Raw genomic sequence first — 15,678 nt, forward strand, 5'->3', positions numbered from 1 at the left:
TGATGGGGTGCAAGCTCCTGATTGAAGTCCCGGTAAACGGCGGCCGTAACTATAACGGTCCTAAGGTAGCGAAATTCCTTGTCGGGTAAGTTCCGACCTGCACGAATGGCGTAACGATGGCCACACTGTCTCCTCCCGAGACTCAGCGAAGTTGAAGTGTTTGTGATGATGCAATCTCCCCGCGGCTAGACGGAAAGACCCCATGAACCTTTACTGTAGCTTTGCATTGGACTTTGAACCGGTCTGTGTAGGATAGGTGGGAGGCTATGAAGCGTGGACGCCAGTCTGCGTGGAGCCGTCCTTGAAATACCACCCTGATCTGTTTGAGGTTCTAACCTTGGTCCGTGATCCGGATCGGGGACCGTGCATGGTAGGCAGTTTGACTGGGGCGGTCTCCTCCCAAAGTGTAACGGAGGAGTACGAAGGTACGCTAGGTACGGTCGGAAATCGTGCTGATAGTGCAATGGCATAAGCGTGCTTGACTGTGAGACTGACAAGTCGAACAGGTGCGAAAGCAGGTCATAGTGATCCGGTGGTTCTGTATGGAAGGGCCATCGCTCAACGGATAAAAGGTACTCTGGGGATAACAGGCTGATACCGCCCAAGAGTTCATATCGACGGCGGTGTTTGGCACCTCGATGTCGGCTCATCTCATCCTGGGGCTGTAGCCGGTCCCAAGGGTATGGCTGTTCGCCATTTAAAGAGGTACGTGAGCTGGGTTTAAAACGTCGTGAGACAGTTTGGTCCCTATCTGCCGTGGGCGCTGGATATTTGAAGGGGGCTGCTCCTAGTACGAGAGGACCGGAGTGGACGAACCTCTGGTGTACCGGTTGTCACGCCAGTGGCATCGCCGGGTAGCTATGTTCGGAAGAGATAACCGCTGAAAGCATCTAAGCGGGAAACTCGCCTTAAGATGAGATATCCCCGGGGCTTCGAGCCCCTTGAAGGGTCGTTCAAGACCAGGACGTTGATAGGTCAGGTGTGCACGTACAGTAATGTACTGAGCTAACTGATACTAATTGCCCGTAAGGCTTGATCCTATAACAGGTGTGTCTCGACCCGCGTTAGTGCTTCAGCACTTGCGCGGGTCCGATCCCCGAAGGGGATTGGTGTGAACTCCCGCGGGAGCTAACAGAAACGCACGGTTGGGATTCAGTGTTGTGCCAGAAACAACACAACCCCCACACGAATCCTTTACGCTTCTTCCCGATTGGCTGTGGCGCAACCGGTTGACTCCAACCCCTGCGACGCAGCAACCCGTCATGCCTGATGACCATAGCGAGTCGGTCCCACCCCTTCCCATCCCGAACAGGACCGTGAAACGACTCCACGCCGATGATAGTGCGGATTGCCCGTGTGAAAGTAGGTAATCGTCAGGCTCCCCCCCAGGTCAGAAACCCCACCCGCCGCGGTGGGGTTTTTGCGTTTACGGACAGCTAACACCCAATCGCTATATAAGTGAGAGCGTTGGGATCGGAACGGTCAAGCAGCCCTTGACAAAGAGACATTGTTCCCCCATAATCATTAGTTCTCTGCGGAGGGGTGCCCGAGTGGCTAAAGGGGGCAGACTGTAAATCTGTTGGCTTACGCCTACGTTGGTTCGAATCCAACCTCCTCCACCAGAATGCAAGATGTAGCAGTTGTTGGGAATCCATGATCCTTGCGGGTGTAGCTCAATGGTAGAGCAGAAGCCTTCCAAGCTTACGACGAGGGTTCGATTCCCTTCACCCGCTCCAGCAACATAGAGGTAGCGCCCATGTGGCTCAGTGGTAGAGCACTCCCTTGGTAAGGGAGAGGTCGGCAGTTCGATCCTGCCCATGGGCACCAGAAGTAATCGGTGATTGTTTGCGCCCGGCGCAACGTACGGAAAATCCTCTTAGGAGTCGAAAATGGCCAAGGGTAAGTTTGAGCGGACCAAGCCGCACGTGAACGTGGGCACGATCGGTCACGTTGACCACGGCAAGACCACGCTGACGGCAGCGATCACGACGGTTCTGACGCAGAAGTTTGGCGGCGAAGCGAAGGCGTACGACCAGATCGACGCGGCGCCGGAAGAAAAGGCGCGTGGTATTACCATTAACACCGCGCACGTCGAGTACGAAACGGCTAACCGCCACTATGCCCACGTCGACTGCCCGGGCCACGCTGACTACGTGAAGAACATGATCACGGGCGCGGCGCAGATGGACGGCGCAATCCTGGTGTGCTCGGCCGCTGATGGTCCGATGCCGCAAACGCGTGAGCACATCCTGCTGGCGCGTCAGGTTGGCGTTCCGTACATCATCGTGTTCCTGAACAAGTGCGACATGGTGGACGACGCCGAGCTGCTGGAACTCGTCGAAATGGAAGTTCGCGAACTTCTGTCGAAGTACGACTTCCCGGGCGACGACACGCCGATCATCAAGGGTTCGGCCAAGCTGGCGCTGGAAGGCGACAAGGGCGAACTGGGCGAAGTGGCGATCATGAACCTGGCCGATGCGCTGGACACGTACATCCCGACGCCGGAGCGCGCGGTTGACGGTGCGTTCCTGATGCCGGTGGAAGACGTGTTCTCGATCTCGGGTCGTGGCACGGTGGTGACGGGCCGCGTCGAGCGTGGCGTGGTCAAGGTCGGCGAGGAAATCGAGATCGTCGGTATCCGCGCAACGGCCAAGACGACCTGCACGGGCGTGGAAATGTTCCGCAAGCTGCTCGACCAAGGTCAGGCAGGCGACAACGTCGGTATCCTGCTGCGCGGCACGAAGCGTGAAGACGTGGAGCGTGGTCAGGTTCTGGCCAAGCCGGGTTCGATCAACCCGCACACGCACTTCACGGCTGAAGTGTACGTGCTGAGCAAGGACGAAGGCGGCCGTCACACGCCGTTCTTCAACAACTACCGTCCGCAGTTCTACTTCCGTACGACGGATGTGACGGGCTCGATCGAACTGCCGAAGGACAAGGAAATGGTGATGCCGGGCGACAACGTGTCGATCACGGTGAAACTGATCAACCCGATCGCGATGGAAGAAGGTCTGCGCTTCGCAATTCGCGAAGGTGGCCGTACGGTCGGCGCTGGTGTCGTCGCCAAGATCATCGAGTAACGCCAGAGAGTTCTCGATAATCGGTTGTATCGGGGTTGGCGGTGTCGTCGACCCTGGATGGTTTAGGGGTATAGCTCAACTGGCAGAGCGTCGGTCTCCAAAACCGAAGGTTGGGGGTTCGATTCCCTCTGCCCCTGCCAACTATCGCGTCGTAGTGGCGCTTGTTAAGGTGTTATGGCGAATCCTTCCGTCGAAACTGTAAATACATCCGGCGACAAGTTGATGTTGATCGCAGGTGTGTTGCTGGTCTTGGCCGGGTTCGTGGGGTTCTTCTGGCTTAGTGGCCAGGAATGGTACATCCGCGGAGTCGCCTTGGCTGTTGGTGCGATCGCGGGTGTCGCAGTCGCTCTTCTCTCGACGCCTGGCAAGGGTTTCATCGCTTTCGCCAATGACTCGTACAAAGAGGTCCGCAAGGTAGTTTGGCCGAGTCGCAAAGAGGCGACCCAAACAACACTCGTGGTCTTCGGCTTCGTAGTCGTGATGGCTATCTTTCTCTGGGTTTGTGATAAATCCATTGAGTGGGCGATTTTCTCGGCGATTCTGGGTTGGAAATGATATGAGTGATACTCCGGCATCCCCGAGCGGCAAACGTTGGTACGTAGTGCACGCATATTCCGGTATGGAGAAGAGCGTGCAACGAGCGCTTCAGGAGCGCATCGAGCGGGCTGGTATGCAGGGTCAGTTCGGCCAGATCCTCGTTCCAACAGAAGAAGTTGTTGAGGTAAAGGGCGGTCACAAATCAGTAACCGAACGTCGTTTTTTCCCGGGCTATGTTTTAGTCGAAATGGAAATGACAGACGAAACGTGGCACCTCGTGAAGAATACGGCGAAGGTGACCGGTTTCGTCGGCGGGGCGCGTAATCGGCCGAGCCCGATCTCCCCTCGGGAAGTTGAAAAGATCATGTCGCAGATGCAGGAGGGCGTGGAGAAGCCGCGCCCGAAGACCCTGTTTGAGGTAGGCGAGATGGTGCGGGTGAAAGAAGGCCCGTTCACAGATTTCAACGGCAGCGTCGAAGAAGTGAACTACGAAAAGTCGCGAGTCCGTGTTTCCGTTACAATCTTCGGCCGCGCAACGCCGGTCGAGTTGGAATTCGGCCAAGTCGAAAAGTTGTAGTCCAGATTTTACGGAACGCACCGCTAGGTGCGTTCCGTATTTCGTGCTTACGGTCCGCGTAATGGCCGTTGAGGAGCGTAACTAGCCAGTTTGTCGGCGAACACGCGCTACTACTCACTGAGCGTCCGCACGTAAGGCGGCGTTCCAAAAGAGGTTCTCGAAATGGCAAAGAAAATTATCGGCTTTATCAAGCTGCAGATTCCTGCAGGTAAAGCCAACCCGTCGCCGCCGGTTGGTCCGGCACTGGGTCAGCGCGGCCTGAACATCATGGAGTTCTGCAAGGCGTTCAACGCACAGACTCAAGCGATGGAACCGGGTCTGCCGATTCCTGTCGTGATCACGGCATTCGCGGACAAGAGCTTCACGTTCGTTCTGAAGACGCCGCCGGCTACGGTTCTGATCAAGAAGGCAGCGAAGCTCGACAAGGGTTCGAGCAAGCCGCATACCGACAAGGTCGGCAAGATCACCCGCGCTCAAGCTGAAGATATCGCCAAGACCAAGATGCCCGATCTGACGGCTGCTGATCTGGCCGCAGCGGTTCGTACGATCGCTGGTAGCGCCCGCTCGATGGGCATCACTGTGGAGGGCGTGTAAATGGCTAAGCTTTCGAAGCGTCTGCAAGCATTTGCAGCCAAAGTGGATCGTCAGAAGCTGTACCCGATCGAAGACGCTCTGTCGCTCGTGAAGGAATGCGCAAGCGCGAAGTTCGACGAGTCGATCGACGTCGCCGTGCAACTCGGCATTGACGCAAAGAAGTCGGATCAAGTGGTTCGCGGCTCGGTCGTGCTGCCCGCTGGTACCGGTAAGTCGGTCCGCGTCGCTGTGTTCGCGCAGGGCGAAAAGGCTGAGCAGGCTCGTGCCGCTGGTGCTGACGTCGTCGGTATGGAAGACTTGGCCGAGCAGGTCAAGGCCGGGAACCTGAACTTTGACATCGTGATCGCTTCGCCGGACACGATGCGTATCGTCGGTACGCTCGGGCAAATCCTCGGCCCGCGTGGCCTGATGCCGAACCCGAAGGTTGGCACGGTCACGCCGGACGTCGCGACCGCGGTCAAGAACGCCAAGGCTGGTCAGGTTCAATTCCGTGTCGATAAGGCCGGCATTATCCACGCAACGATCGGCCGCGCTTCGTTCGAGCCGGCAGCACTGCGCAACAACCTGAATGCGCTGATCGAAGCGCTGCAGAAGGCGAAGCCTACCACGAGCAAGGGCGTGTATCTGCGCAAGGTCGCTCTGTCGAGCACGATGGGCGTTGGTGTTCGTGTCGACCAGACGTCGATCGCTGCCCAGTAATGAATTTCGCCGCTCCGGCGCGAGTTGGGGCGGCGTTTAAGGGCTTTGGGCGGTTGCGAGGTGGCAGTCTGCATCGCGCGACCGGTTGTCAAAGACCGTTGGTGGGCACGCAGCAAGTAGGCGGGTCCTTAATGTAAAGCCAACGCAGATGGCGAACCCGAAAAGGTTTTGTAGTGATGAAGCCGTTGGATGTCTGTAGCGATACGGATTTTTGATGGTCGAAATACTCCTGACTGGTCGGACGCCGTTATTGAACGCGGTACACAAGGCGCACGCCGCGTGTATCGAATCTGGAGGTTAACCGTGCCACTCAACAAAGAAAGCAAGCAGGCCGTCGTCGCTGAGGTTGCCGCGCAAGTCGCGAAAGCTCAGACCGTGGTTCTGGCTGAGTATCGTGGAATCGCGGTTGGCGATCTGACCAAGCTGCGCGCGAAAGCGCGTGAGCAACAGGTTTACCTTCGCGTGTTGAAGAACACGCTGGCGCGTCGCGCCGTCGAGGGTACCCCGTTTGCTCCGCTGGCAGAGCAGATGACTGGCCCCCTGATCTACGGCATCTCGGAAGATGCGATTGCTGCTGCTAAGGTCGTCAATGACTTCAGCAAGAGCAATGACAAGTTGGTCATCAAGGCTGGTTCCTACGAAGGCAAGGTGATGGACAAGGCCGGCGTGCAAGCGCTGGCAAACATCCCGAGCCGCGAAGAACTGCTCTCCAAGCTGTTGTATGTTATGCAGGCACCTGTTTCTGGATTCGCGCGCGCTCTGGCCGCGCTGGCAGAAAAGAAGCAAGGCGAAGAAACCGCTGCGTAATGCACTTCAGTCGAGGCGTGATTGATCGCTGGCTGTATCCGAAATCAATTTAGGAGTATTTCAAATGGCAATCGCAAAAGAAGACATCCTCGAAGCCGTAGGCTCGATGTCGGTTCTGGAACTGAACGAGCTGGTCAAGGCGTTCGAAGAAAAGTTTGGCGTGTCGGCAGCTGCTGTTGCAGTGGCTGGCCCGGCAGGTGCAGCTGGCGGCGCCGCTGCTGCTGAAGAGCAGACTGAATTCACGGTCATCTTGGCTGAAACCGGTGCAAACAAGGTTTCGGTCATTAAGGCCGTTCGCGAACTGACGGGTCTCGGCCTGAAGGAAGCGAAGGATCTGGTCGACGGTGCACCGAAGCCCGTTAAGGAAGCGGTGCCGAAGGCTGCTGCTGAAGAAGCCAAGAAGAAGCTGGAAGAAGCCGGCGCGAAGGTTGAAATCAAGTAAGCTTCAACGCGCTGCGCGAAGGCTGGCGGTTTTTCACCGCCGGCCTTTTTGTGCTTTGTGGAGGACGCGTTTCTGCGGGTGTATGCCGGCAGGAATGTGATCCCAGAAGCCAAAGAAAAACGCCCACGGTAATATTGACCGGCATTTCTCTTTGTCTTCTGAAGCGACTGCAGAAGGCAAGTTTGGTCGGGTAGCGGGCAACACAGGCATTCGCTGCCGTCAGCCAGCGGTTGGTAGCGGCCAACCACCAAGCTTCTAGGCTCGTTCAAGCCATCGGACGGCCATCGGGTCTCAGTCGGTGAACACTCGGGTTGTCTCATCAAGGTATCCTGCCTCGACAACTATGCCCGCCGTGATTCGGAGATCGTATGCAATATTCCTTCACCGAGAAGAAGCGTATTCGCAAGAGTTTTGCGAAGCGCCCCATCGTTCACCAAGTACCTTTCCTGCTGGCTACCCAGCTTGAATCATTCAGCACGTTTCTGCAAGCAGATACGTCGTCTACGCAACGCAAGCCGGAAGGCCTGCAAGCTGCGTTTACTTCCGTTTTCCCGATCGTTTCGCATAACGGCTTCGCGCGTCTCGAGTTCGTCAGCTACATGCTGTCGCCGCCGGCGTTCAACATCAAGGAATGCCAACAGCGCGGTCTGACGTACTGCTCGGCGCTGCGCGCCAAAGTGCGTCTGGTGCTGCTCGACAAGGAATCGCCGAGCAAGCCAGTCGTCAAGGAAGTGAAGGAACAGGAAGTGTACATGGGCGAAATTCCGCTCATGACGCCGACCGGTTCGTTCGTCATCAATGGCACGGAACGTGTGATCGTTTCGCAGCTGCACCGTTCGCCGGGCGTGTTCTTCGAACACGATAAGGGCAAGACGCACAGCTCGGGAAAGCTGCTGTTCTCGGCACGTATCATTCCTTACCGCGGTTCGTGGCTCGACTTTGAGTTCGACCCGAAGGACGTGCTGTACTTCCGCGTCGACCGTCGCCGCAAGATGCCGGTCACGATCCTGCTGAAGGCGATCGGCCTCACTCCGGAACAGATCCTCGCAAACTTCTTCGTGTTCGACAATTTCACGCTGATGCCGGAAGGCGCGCAGATGGAATTCGTGCCGGAGCGTCTGCGTGGCGAAGTTGCGCGTTTCGATATCACGGACCGCGACGGCAACGTGATCGTCCAGAAGGACAAGCGGATCAACGCCAAACACATTCGCGATCTCGACAACGCGAAGACCAAGTTCATCTCGGTCCCGGAAGATTATCTGCTCGGTCGCGTGCTCGCGAAGAATGTGATCGACGGCGATACCGGTGAAGTCATCGCGAACGCGAACGACGAGATCACCGAATCCGTGCTCGACAAGCTGCGCGAAGCGAAGATCAAGGACATCCAGACGCTCTACACGAACGATCTGGACCAAGGTCCGTATATCTCGTCGACGCTGCGCATCGACGAAACGGCCGACAGGATGGCCGCGCGGATCGCGATCTACCGCATGATGCGCCCAGGGGAGCCGCCGACTGAAGAAGCGGTCGAGGCACTGTTCAACCGTCTGTTCTACAGTGAAGAAGCGTACGACCTGTCGAAGGTGGGTCGTATGAAGTTCAATCGTCGCGTCGGCCGTGACGAAATCGTCGGCCCGATGACGCTGCAGGACGACGACATCCTCGCGACGATCAAGATCCTCGTCGAGTTGCGCAACGGCAAGGGCGAAGTAGACGACATCGACCACCTCGGCAACCGTCGTGTACGTTGCGTCGGCGAACTCGCAGAGAACCAGTTCCGCGCGGGCCTCGTGCGCGTCGAACGTGCTGTGAAGGAACGTCTCGGCCAGGCCGAAAGCGAAAACCTGATGCCGCACGACCTGATCAACTCGAAGCCGATTTCCTCGGCGATCCGCGAGTTCTTCGGTTCGTCGCAGCTGTCGCAGTTCATGGACCAGACCAACCCGCTGTCGGAAATCACGCACAAGCGTCGTGTTTCTGCACTGGGCCCGGGCGGTCTGACTCGCGAACGCGCAGGCTTCGAAGTCCGCGACGTGCATCCGACCCACTACGGCCGCGTGTGCCCGATCGAGACGCCAGAAGGTCCGAACATCGGTCTGATCAACTCGCTTGCTCTGTACGCGCACCTGAACGAATACGGCTTCCTCGAAACGCCGTATCGAAAGGTCGCGGACGGCAAGGTCACCGATCAGATCGACTATCTGTCGGCGATCGAAGAGGGCCGTTACGTGATCGCTCAGGCGAACGCGGCAGTAGCCGACGACGGCACGCTGACCGACGAACTCGTGTCGTCCCGTGAAGCGGGCGAAACGCTGATGGTCACACCGGACCGCATCCAGTACATGGACGTGGCGCCGTCGCAGATCGTGTCGGTCGCAGCTTCGCTGATTCCGTTCCTCGAGCACGACGACGCGAACCGCGCATTGATGGGCTCGAACATGCAGCGTCAGGCCGTGCCGTGTCTGCGTCCGGAAAAGCCGGTCGTCGGTACGGGCATCGAGCGCACCGTGGCGGTCGACTCGGGCACGACGGTTCAGGCACTGCGTGGCGGTGTGGTTGATTACGTCGACGCGGGCCGTATCGTGATTCGCGTGAACGACGACGAAGCGGTTGCGGGTGAAGTCGGTGTCGACATCTACAACCTGATCAAGTACACGCGTTCAAATCAGAACACGAACATCAACCAACGTCCGATCGCGAAGATGGGCGACAAGGTTGCGCGTGGCGACGTGCTGGCTGACGGCGCATCGACCGATCTGGGCGAGCTCGCGCTCGGCCAGAACATGCTGATCGCGTTCATGCCGTGGAACGGCTATAACTTCGAAGACTCGATCCTGATATCGGAGAAGGTGGTTGCGGACGACCGCTACACGTCGATCCACATCGAAGAACTGAACGTCGTTGCTCGCGACACGAAGCTCGGACCGGAAGAAATCACGCGCGACATCTCGAACCTCGCGGAAGTGCAGCTTGGCCGTCTCGACGAGTCGGGCATCGTGTACATCGGCGCGGAAGTCGAGGCGGGCGATGTGCTGGTTGGCAAGGTCACGCCGAAGGGCGAAACCCAGCTGACGCCGGAAGAAAAGCTGCTGCGCGCGATCTTCGGTGAGAAGGCGTCGGACGTGAAGGACACGTCGCTGCGCGTGCCGTCGGGCATGAGCGGCACTGTGATCGACGTGCAGGTATTCACGCGTGAAGGCATCCAGCGCGACAAGCGCGCGCAACAGATCATCGACGATGAACTGAAGCGCTATCGTCTCGACCTGAACGACCAGCTGCGTATCGTGGAAGGTGATGCGTTCCAGCGTCTCGCACGTATGCTCGAAGGCAAGGTGGTGAACGGCGGTCCGAAGAAGCTCGCGAAGGGCACGAAGATCGACCGCGCTTACCTCGAAGATCTGGACCACTATCACTGGTTCGACATTCGCCTTGCGGATGAAGAAGCAGCGGCCCAGCTCGAAGCGATCAAGAACTCGATCGAAGAGAAGCGTCACCAGTTCGACCTCGCGTTCGAAGAGAAGCGCAAGAAGCTCACGCAAGGCGACGAACTGCCGCCGGGCGTGCTGAAGATGGTCAAGGTGTATCTGGCGGTGAAGCGCCGTCTGCAGCCTGGCGACAAGATGGCAGGCCGTCACGGTAACAAGGGTGTCGTGTCGAAGATCGTGCCGATCGAAGACATGCCGTACATGGCCGACGGCCGTCCGGCTGACGTCGTTCTGAACCCGCTCGGCGTGCCGTCGCGGATGAACGTGGGTCAGGTTCTCGAAGTGCATCTGGGTTGGGCCGCGAAGGGTCTCGGCTGGCGTATCGGCGAAATGCTGCAGCGTCAGGCGAAGATCGCTGAACTGCGCGAATTCCTGATCAAGATCTACAACGAATCGGGCCGCGCCGAAGAGCTGGACAGCTTCAGCGACGACGAAATCCTCGAACTGGCGAAGAACCTGCGCGAAGGCGTGCCGTTCGCAACGCCGGTGTTCGACGGTGCGACGGAAGAAGAAATGTCCCGCGCGCTGGATCTGGCATTCCCGGACGACATCGCTGAAAACCTCGGCATGACGCCGTCGAAGAACCAGGTGCGTCTGTTCGACGGTCGCACGGGCGAGATGTTCGAACGTACGGTGACGGTCGGCTACATGCACTACCTGAAGCTGCACCACCTGGTCGACGACAAGATGCACGCGCGTTCCACGGGCCCGTACTCGCTCGTCACGCAGCAGCCGTTGGGCGGTAAGGCGCAGTTCGGTGGCCAGCGTTTCGGTGAAATGGAAGTGTGGGCGCTCGAAGCGTACGGCGCATCGTACGTGCTGCAGGAAATGCTGACGGTGAAGTCGGACGACGTGACGGGCCGGACCAAGGTTTACGAGAACCTGGTCAAGGGCGATCACGTGATCGATGCCGGCATGCCTGAGTCGTTCAACGTGTTGGTGAAGGAAATCCGGTCGCTGGGTATCGACATCGACCTGGACCGGAACTAATCGGACTACTGGAGAGAAGCGATGAAAGCTTTGCTCGATCTATTCAAGCAAGTCCAACAACCTGAAGTTTTCGACGCGATCAAGATCGGTCTGGCCTCGCCGGACAAGATCCGTTCGTGGTCGTTCGGTGAAGTCAAGAAGCCGGAAACCATCAACTACCGCACGTTCAAGCCAGAGCGCGATGGTCTGTTCTGCGCGAAGATTTTCGGTCCGATCAAGGACTACGAATGCCTTTGCGGCAAGTACAAGCGCCTGAAGCACCGCGGTGTGATCTGCGAGAAGTGCGGCGTCGAAGTGACGCTTGCGAAGGTGCGTCGTGAGCGGATGGGCCACATTGAGCTGGCCTCGCCGGTCGCGCACATCTGGTTCCTGAAGTCGCTGCCGTCGCGTCTGGGCATGGTGCTCGACATGACGCTGCGCGACATCGAGCGCGTGCTGTACTTCGAAGCATACGTGGTGATCGATCCGGGCATGACGCCGCTCAAAGCGCGGCAGATCATGACCGAAGAGGATTACTACAACAAGGTCGAGGAATACGGCGACGAATTCCGTGCCGAGATGGGCGCGGAAGGTATTCGCGAACTGCTGCGCGCGATCAACATCGACGAGCAGGTCGAGCTGCTGCGCACGGAGCTCAAGAATACCGGCTCGGAAGCGAAGATCAAGAAGTACGCGAAGCGCCTGAAAGTGCTCGAGGCGTTCCAGCGTTCGGGCATCAAGCCGGACTGGATGGTCCTCGAAGTGCTGCCGGTGCTGCCGCCGGAACTGCGTCCGCTCGTCCCGCTCGACGGCGGCCGTTTCGCGACGTCGGACCTGAACGACCTGTATCGCCGCGTGATCAACCGTAACAACCGGTTGAAGCGTTTGCTCGAGCTGAAGGCGCCTGAAATCATCGTCCGCAACGAAAAGCGGATGCTGCAGGAAGCCGTCGACTCGCTGCTCGACAACGGCCGTCGCGGCAAGGCGATGACCGGTGCGAACAAGCGTCCGCTGAAGTCGCTCGCGGACATGATCAAGGGTAAGGGCGGTCGCTTCCGTCAGAACCTGCTCGGTAAGCGTGTCGACTACTCGGGCCGTTCGGTGATCGTGGTCGGCCCGACGCTGAAGCTGCATCAGTGCGGTCTGCCGAAGCTGATGGCGCTCGAACTGTTCAAGCCGTTCATCTTCAATAAGCTCGAAGTGATGGGTGTCGCTACCACCATCAAGGCTGCGAAGAAGGAGGTCGAGAACCAGACACCGGTGGTGTGGGACATCCTCGAAGAGGTGATCCGCGAACATCCGGTCATGCTGAACCGTGCGCCGACGCTGCACCGTCTCGGCATCCAGGCTTTCGAGCCGGTGCTGATCGAAGGTAAGGCAATCCAGCTGCACCCGCTCGTTTGCGCGGCGTTCAACGCCGACTTCGACGGTGACCAGATGGCCGTTCACGTGCCGCTGTCGCTCGAAGCGCAGATGGAAGCGCGCACGCTGATGCTCGCGTCGAACAACGTGCTGTTCCCGGCTAACGGCGATCCGTCGATCGTGCCGTCGCAGGATATCGTGCTGGGCCTGTACTACGCGACGCGTGAAGCGGTGAACGGCAAGGGCGAAGGGCTGACGTTCACGGGCGTGTCGGAAGTGCTGCGCGCGTACGAGAACAAGGAAGTCGAACTGGCCTCGCGCGTCAACGTGCGGATCACCGAAATGGTCCACAACGAAGACAAGTCGGAAGGCGCGCCGGCGTTCGTGCCGAAGATTACGCTGTATGCGACCACGGTTGGCCGCTCGATCCTGTCGGAAATCCTGCCGCCGGGTCTGCCGTTCTCGGTGCTGAACAAGCCGCTGAAGAAGAAGGAAATCTCGCGTCTGATCAACACCGCGTTCCGCAAGTGCGGTCTGCGTGAGACGGTGATTTTCGCCGACCAACTGATGCAGTCAGGCTTCCGTCTGGCAACGCGCGCTGGTATTTCGATCTGCGTCGACGACATGCTCGTACCGCCGCAGAAGGAAACCATCGTTGGCGACGCCGCGAAGAAGGTGAAGGAATACGACCGTCAGTACATGTCGGGTCTCGTCACTGCGCAGGAGCGCTACAACAACGTGGTCGACATCTGGTCGGCGACGTCGGAAGCGGTCGGCAAGGCAATGATGGAACAGCTGTCGACGGAACCGGTCACGGACCGCGACGGCAACCAGACGCGTCAGGAGTCGTTCAACTCCATCTACATGATGGCGGACTCGGGTGCTCGTGGTTCCGCGGTTCAGATCCGTCAGCTGGCCGGTATGCGCGGTCTGATGGCGAAGCCGGACGGCTCGATCATCGAGACGCCGATTACGGCGAACTTCCGCGAAGGTCTGAACGTGTTGCAGTACTTCATCTCGACCCACGGTGCACGTAAGGGTCTGGCTGATACGGCACTGAAGACCGCGAACTCGGGTTACCTGACGCGTCGTCTCGTTGACGTGACGCAGGATCTGGTCGTCGTCGAGGAAGATTGCGGCACGTCGAACGGCGTGGCGATGAAGGCGCTCGTGGAAGGCGGTGAAGTGGTCGAAGCGCTGCGTGACCGTATCCTGGGTCGCGTGGCCGTGGCTGACATCGTCAACCCGGAATCGCAGGAAACGCTGTTCGAAGCGGGCACGCTGCTCGACGAAGACGCGGTCGAAGACATCGAACGCCTCGGCATCGACGAAGTGCGCGTGCGCACGCCGCTTACCTGCGAAACGCGCTACGGTCTGTGCGCGGCCTGCTACGGTCGCGACCTCGGCCGCGGCTCGCTCGTGAACGTCGGCGAAGCGGTCGGCGTGATCGCGGCGCAGTCGATCGGTGAACCGGGCACGCAGCTCACGATGCGTACGTTCCACATCGGTGGCGCGGCGTCGCGTGCGGCGGTGGCTTCGTCGGTCGAAGCGAAGTCGAACGGGACGGTGCGTTTCACGTCGACGATGCGTTACGTCACGAATGCGAAGGGCGAGCAGATCGTCATCTCGCGTTCGGGCGAAGCGATGATCACCGACGATCACGGCCGCGAGCGCGAGCGTCACAAGGTGCCGTACGGCGCCACGCTGCTGCAGCTCGACGGTGCGCAGATCAAGGCTGGCACGCAACTGGCCACGTGGGATCCGATGACGCGTCCGATCATCACCGAGTACGGCGGTACGGTGAAGTTCGAGAACGTCGAGGAAGGCGTGACGGTCGCGAAACAGATCGACGACGTGACGGGTCTGTCCACGCTCGTCGTGATCGACGTGAAGCGTCGTGGTTCGCAGGCGTCGAAGACGGTGCGTCCGCAGGTCAAGCTGCTCGATGCGAACGGCGAGGAAGTGAAGATCCCGAACACCGAGCACTCGGTGCAGATCGGCTTCCAGGTCGGCGCGCTGATCACCGTGAAGGACGGTCAGCAGGTGCAGGTTGGCGAAGTGCTTGCACGTATCCCGACCGAATCGCAGAAGACGCGTGATATTACCGGTGGTCTGCCGCGTGTGGCGGAACTGTTCGAAGCACGTTCGCCGAAGGACGCGGGTATCCTGGCGGAAGTCACGGGTACGACGTCGTTCGGTAAGGACACGAAGGGCAAGCAGCGTCTCGTTATCACGGACCTCGAGGGCAACCAGCACGAGTTCCTGATCGCGAAGGAAAAGCAGGTTCTGGTGCACGATGGTCAGGTCGTCAACAAGGGCGAAATGATCGTCGACGGACCGGCGGATCCGCACGACATCCTGCGTCTGCAGGGCGTCGAGGCGCTGTCGCGCTACATCGTGGACGAAGTGCAGGACGTGTACCGTCTGCAAGGCGTGAAAATCAACGACAAGCACATCGAAGTGATCGTGCGTCAGATGCTGCGCCGCGTGCAGATTTCGGACAACGGCGACACGCGTTTCATCCCGGGCGAACAGGTCGAGCGGTCGGACATGCTCGACGAGAACGACCGTATGATCGCGGAAGACAAGCGTCCGGCAACGTACGAAAACGTGCTGCTCGGTATCACGAAGGCGTCGCTGTCGACCGATTCGTTCATCTCCGCGGCGTCGTTCCAGGAAACGACCCGCGTGCTGACCGAAGCGGCGATCATGGGCAAGCGCGACGACCTGCGTGGCCTGAAGGAAAACGTGATCGTCGGCCGTCTGATTCCGGCCGGTACGGGTCTCGCGTTCCACAAGGCGCGCAAGAGCAAGGAACTGGCCGACCGGGAGCGTTTCGATCAGATCGCAGCGGAAGAGTCGTTCGACTTCGGGACGCCGGAAACCCCGGCTGCCGAACAGCAGCACTCGGGCGAGTAAGTGCTGGCGGCGCAAGCCGCCTTGCCTGACGAGTCACGAAAGCCGCTCAGTTTCGACTGAGCGGTTTTTTTTTGCTCTTTTTGCGCGTGCCATCGGTGCTACGTGCCGGAGCAGTAGTACTAGGCCCGATGGCTAACGTTGTCGCAAAGCGCGGGCGCGGCACGAATGCGTTGGTAAAATTCGTCTCACCGCCTGCGTGCCTTTCCT

Annotated in this window: 9 protein-coding genes, 4 tRNA genes and 2 rRNA genes (1 of these 15 running past the window's edge); all 15 read left to right on the forward strand. The window is 59.1% G+C overall.

Going from position 1 to position 15,678, the window contains the following annotated elements; translation table 11 throughout:
* Positions 1–1,040 (forward strand): 23S ribosomal RNA (locus OKW45_RS33835); it begins 1,842 nt to the left of the window's first position.
* Positions 1,041–1,265: 225 nt separating this feature from the next.
* Positions 1,266–1,379 (forward strand): 5S ribosomal RNA (rrf, locus tag OKW45_RS33840).
* A 157-nt stretch (positions 1,380–1,536) separates the two neighbouring features.
* Positions 1,537–1,622, forward strand: a tRNA-Tyr gene (locus tag OKW45_RS33845).
* Between the two features lie 40 nt (positions 1,623–1,662).
* A tRNA-Gly gene (locus OKW45_RS33850) sits at positions 1,663–1,736 on the forward strand.
* 16 nt (positions 1,737–1,752) lie between these two features.
* Positions 1,753–1,827: transfer RNA gene (locus OKW45_RS33855), tRNA-Thr, on the forward strand.
* Between the two features lie 62 nt (positions 1,828–1,889).
* The gene (gene tuf / locus OKW45_RS33860) at positions 1,890–3,080 is read left to right on the forward strand and encodes an elongation factor Tu (RefSeq protein ID WP_018420138.1); all 1,191 of its coding nucleotides are present in this window, start codon (positions 1,890–1,892) and stop codon (positions 3,078–3,080) included.
* Positions 3,081–3,144: 64 nt separating this feature from the next.
* Positions 3,145–3,220, forward strand: a tRNA-Trp gene (locus OKW45_RS33865).
* Positions 3,221–3,254: 34 nt separating this feature from the next.
* Positions 3,255–3,635 (forward strand): preprotein translocase subunit SecE, encoded by a 381-nt coding sequence (gene secE, locus OKW45_RS33870; RefSeq protein ID WP_429473178.1) that lies wholly within the window; start codon positions 3,255–3,257, stop codon positions 3,633–3,635.
* A gap of 1 nt (position 3,636) precedes the next feature.
* Positions 3,637–4,194 carry a transcription termination/antitermination protein NusG gene (gene nusG, locus OKW45_RS33875; RefSeq protein ID WP_026225725.1) on the forward strand — a complete coding sequence of 186 codons (558 nt, stop codon included), beginning with the start codon at positions 3,637–3,639 and terminating at the stop codon, positions 4,192–4,194.
* Positions 4,195–4,356: 162 nt separating this feature from the next.
* Entirely contained in the window at positions 4,357–4,788 is a 432-nt protein-coding gene (gene rplK / locus OKW45_RS33880; protein ID WP_018420141.1) for a 50S ribosomal protein L11, read from the forward strand.
* Positions 4,789–5,487, forward strand: coding sequence for a 50S ribosomal protein L1 (gene rplA / locus OKW45_RS33885; RefSeq protein WP_018420142.1), 699 nt, complete (start codon positions 4,789–4,791; stop codon positions 5,485–5,487). It begins immediately after the preceding gene.
* A 303-nt stretch (positions 5,488–5,790) separates the two neighbouring features.
* Positions 5,791–6,294 (forward strand): 50S ribosomal protein L10, encoded by a 504-nt coding sequence (gene rplJ / locus OKW45_RS33890; RefSeq protein ID WP_008922978.1) that lies wholly within the window; start codon positions 5,791–5,793, stop codon positions 6,292–6,294.
* A gap of 64 nt (positions 6,295–6,358) precedes the next feature.
* Positions 6,359–6,736: a 50S ribosomal protein L7/L12 gene (gene rplL, locus OKW45_RS33895; RefSeq protein WP_018420143.1), complete on the forward strand. Its 378-nt coding sequence runs from the start codon at positions 6,359–6,361 to the stop codon at positions 6,734–6,736.
* Positions 6,737–7,104: 368 nt separating this feature from the next.
* Positions 7,105–11,211 carry a DNA-directed RNA polymerase subunit beta gene (rpoB, locus tag OKW45_RS33900; RefSeq protein ID WP_018420144.1) on the forward strand — a complete coding sequence of 1,369 codons (4,107 nt, stop codon included), beginning with the start codon at positions 7,105–7,107 and terminating at the stop codon, positions 11,209–11,211.
* Positions 11,212–11,232: 21 nt separating this feature from the next.
* A complete protein-coding gene (gene rpoC, locus OKW45_RS33905; RefSeq protein ID WP_429473180.1) occupies positions 11,233–15,471 on the forward strand; it encodes a DNA-directed RNA polymerase subunit beta' in 4,239 nt (1,412 codons plus the stop codon).
* Positions 15,472–15,678: the final 207 nt, after the last annotated feature.

The sequence above is a fragment of the Paraburkholderia lebeckiae genome (genome assembly GCF_050436225.1).
GTDB classification, from domain to species: domain Bacteria; phylum Pseudomonadota; class Gammaproteobacteria; order Burkholderiales; family Burkholderiaceae; genus Paraburkholderia; species Paraburkholderia tuberum.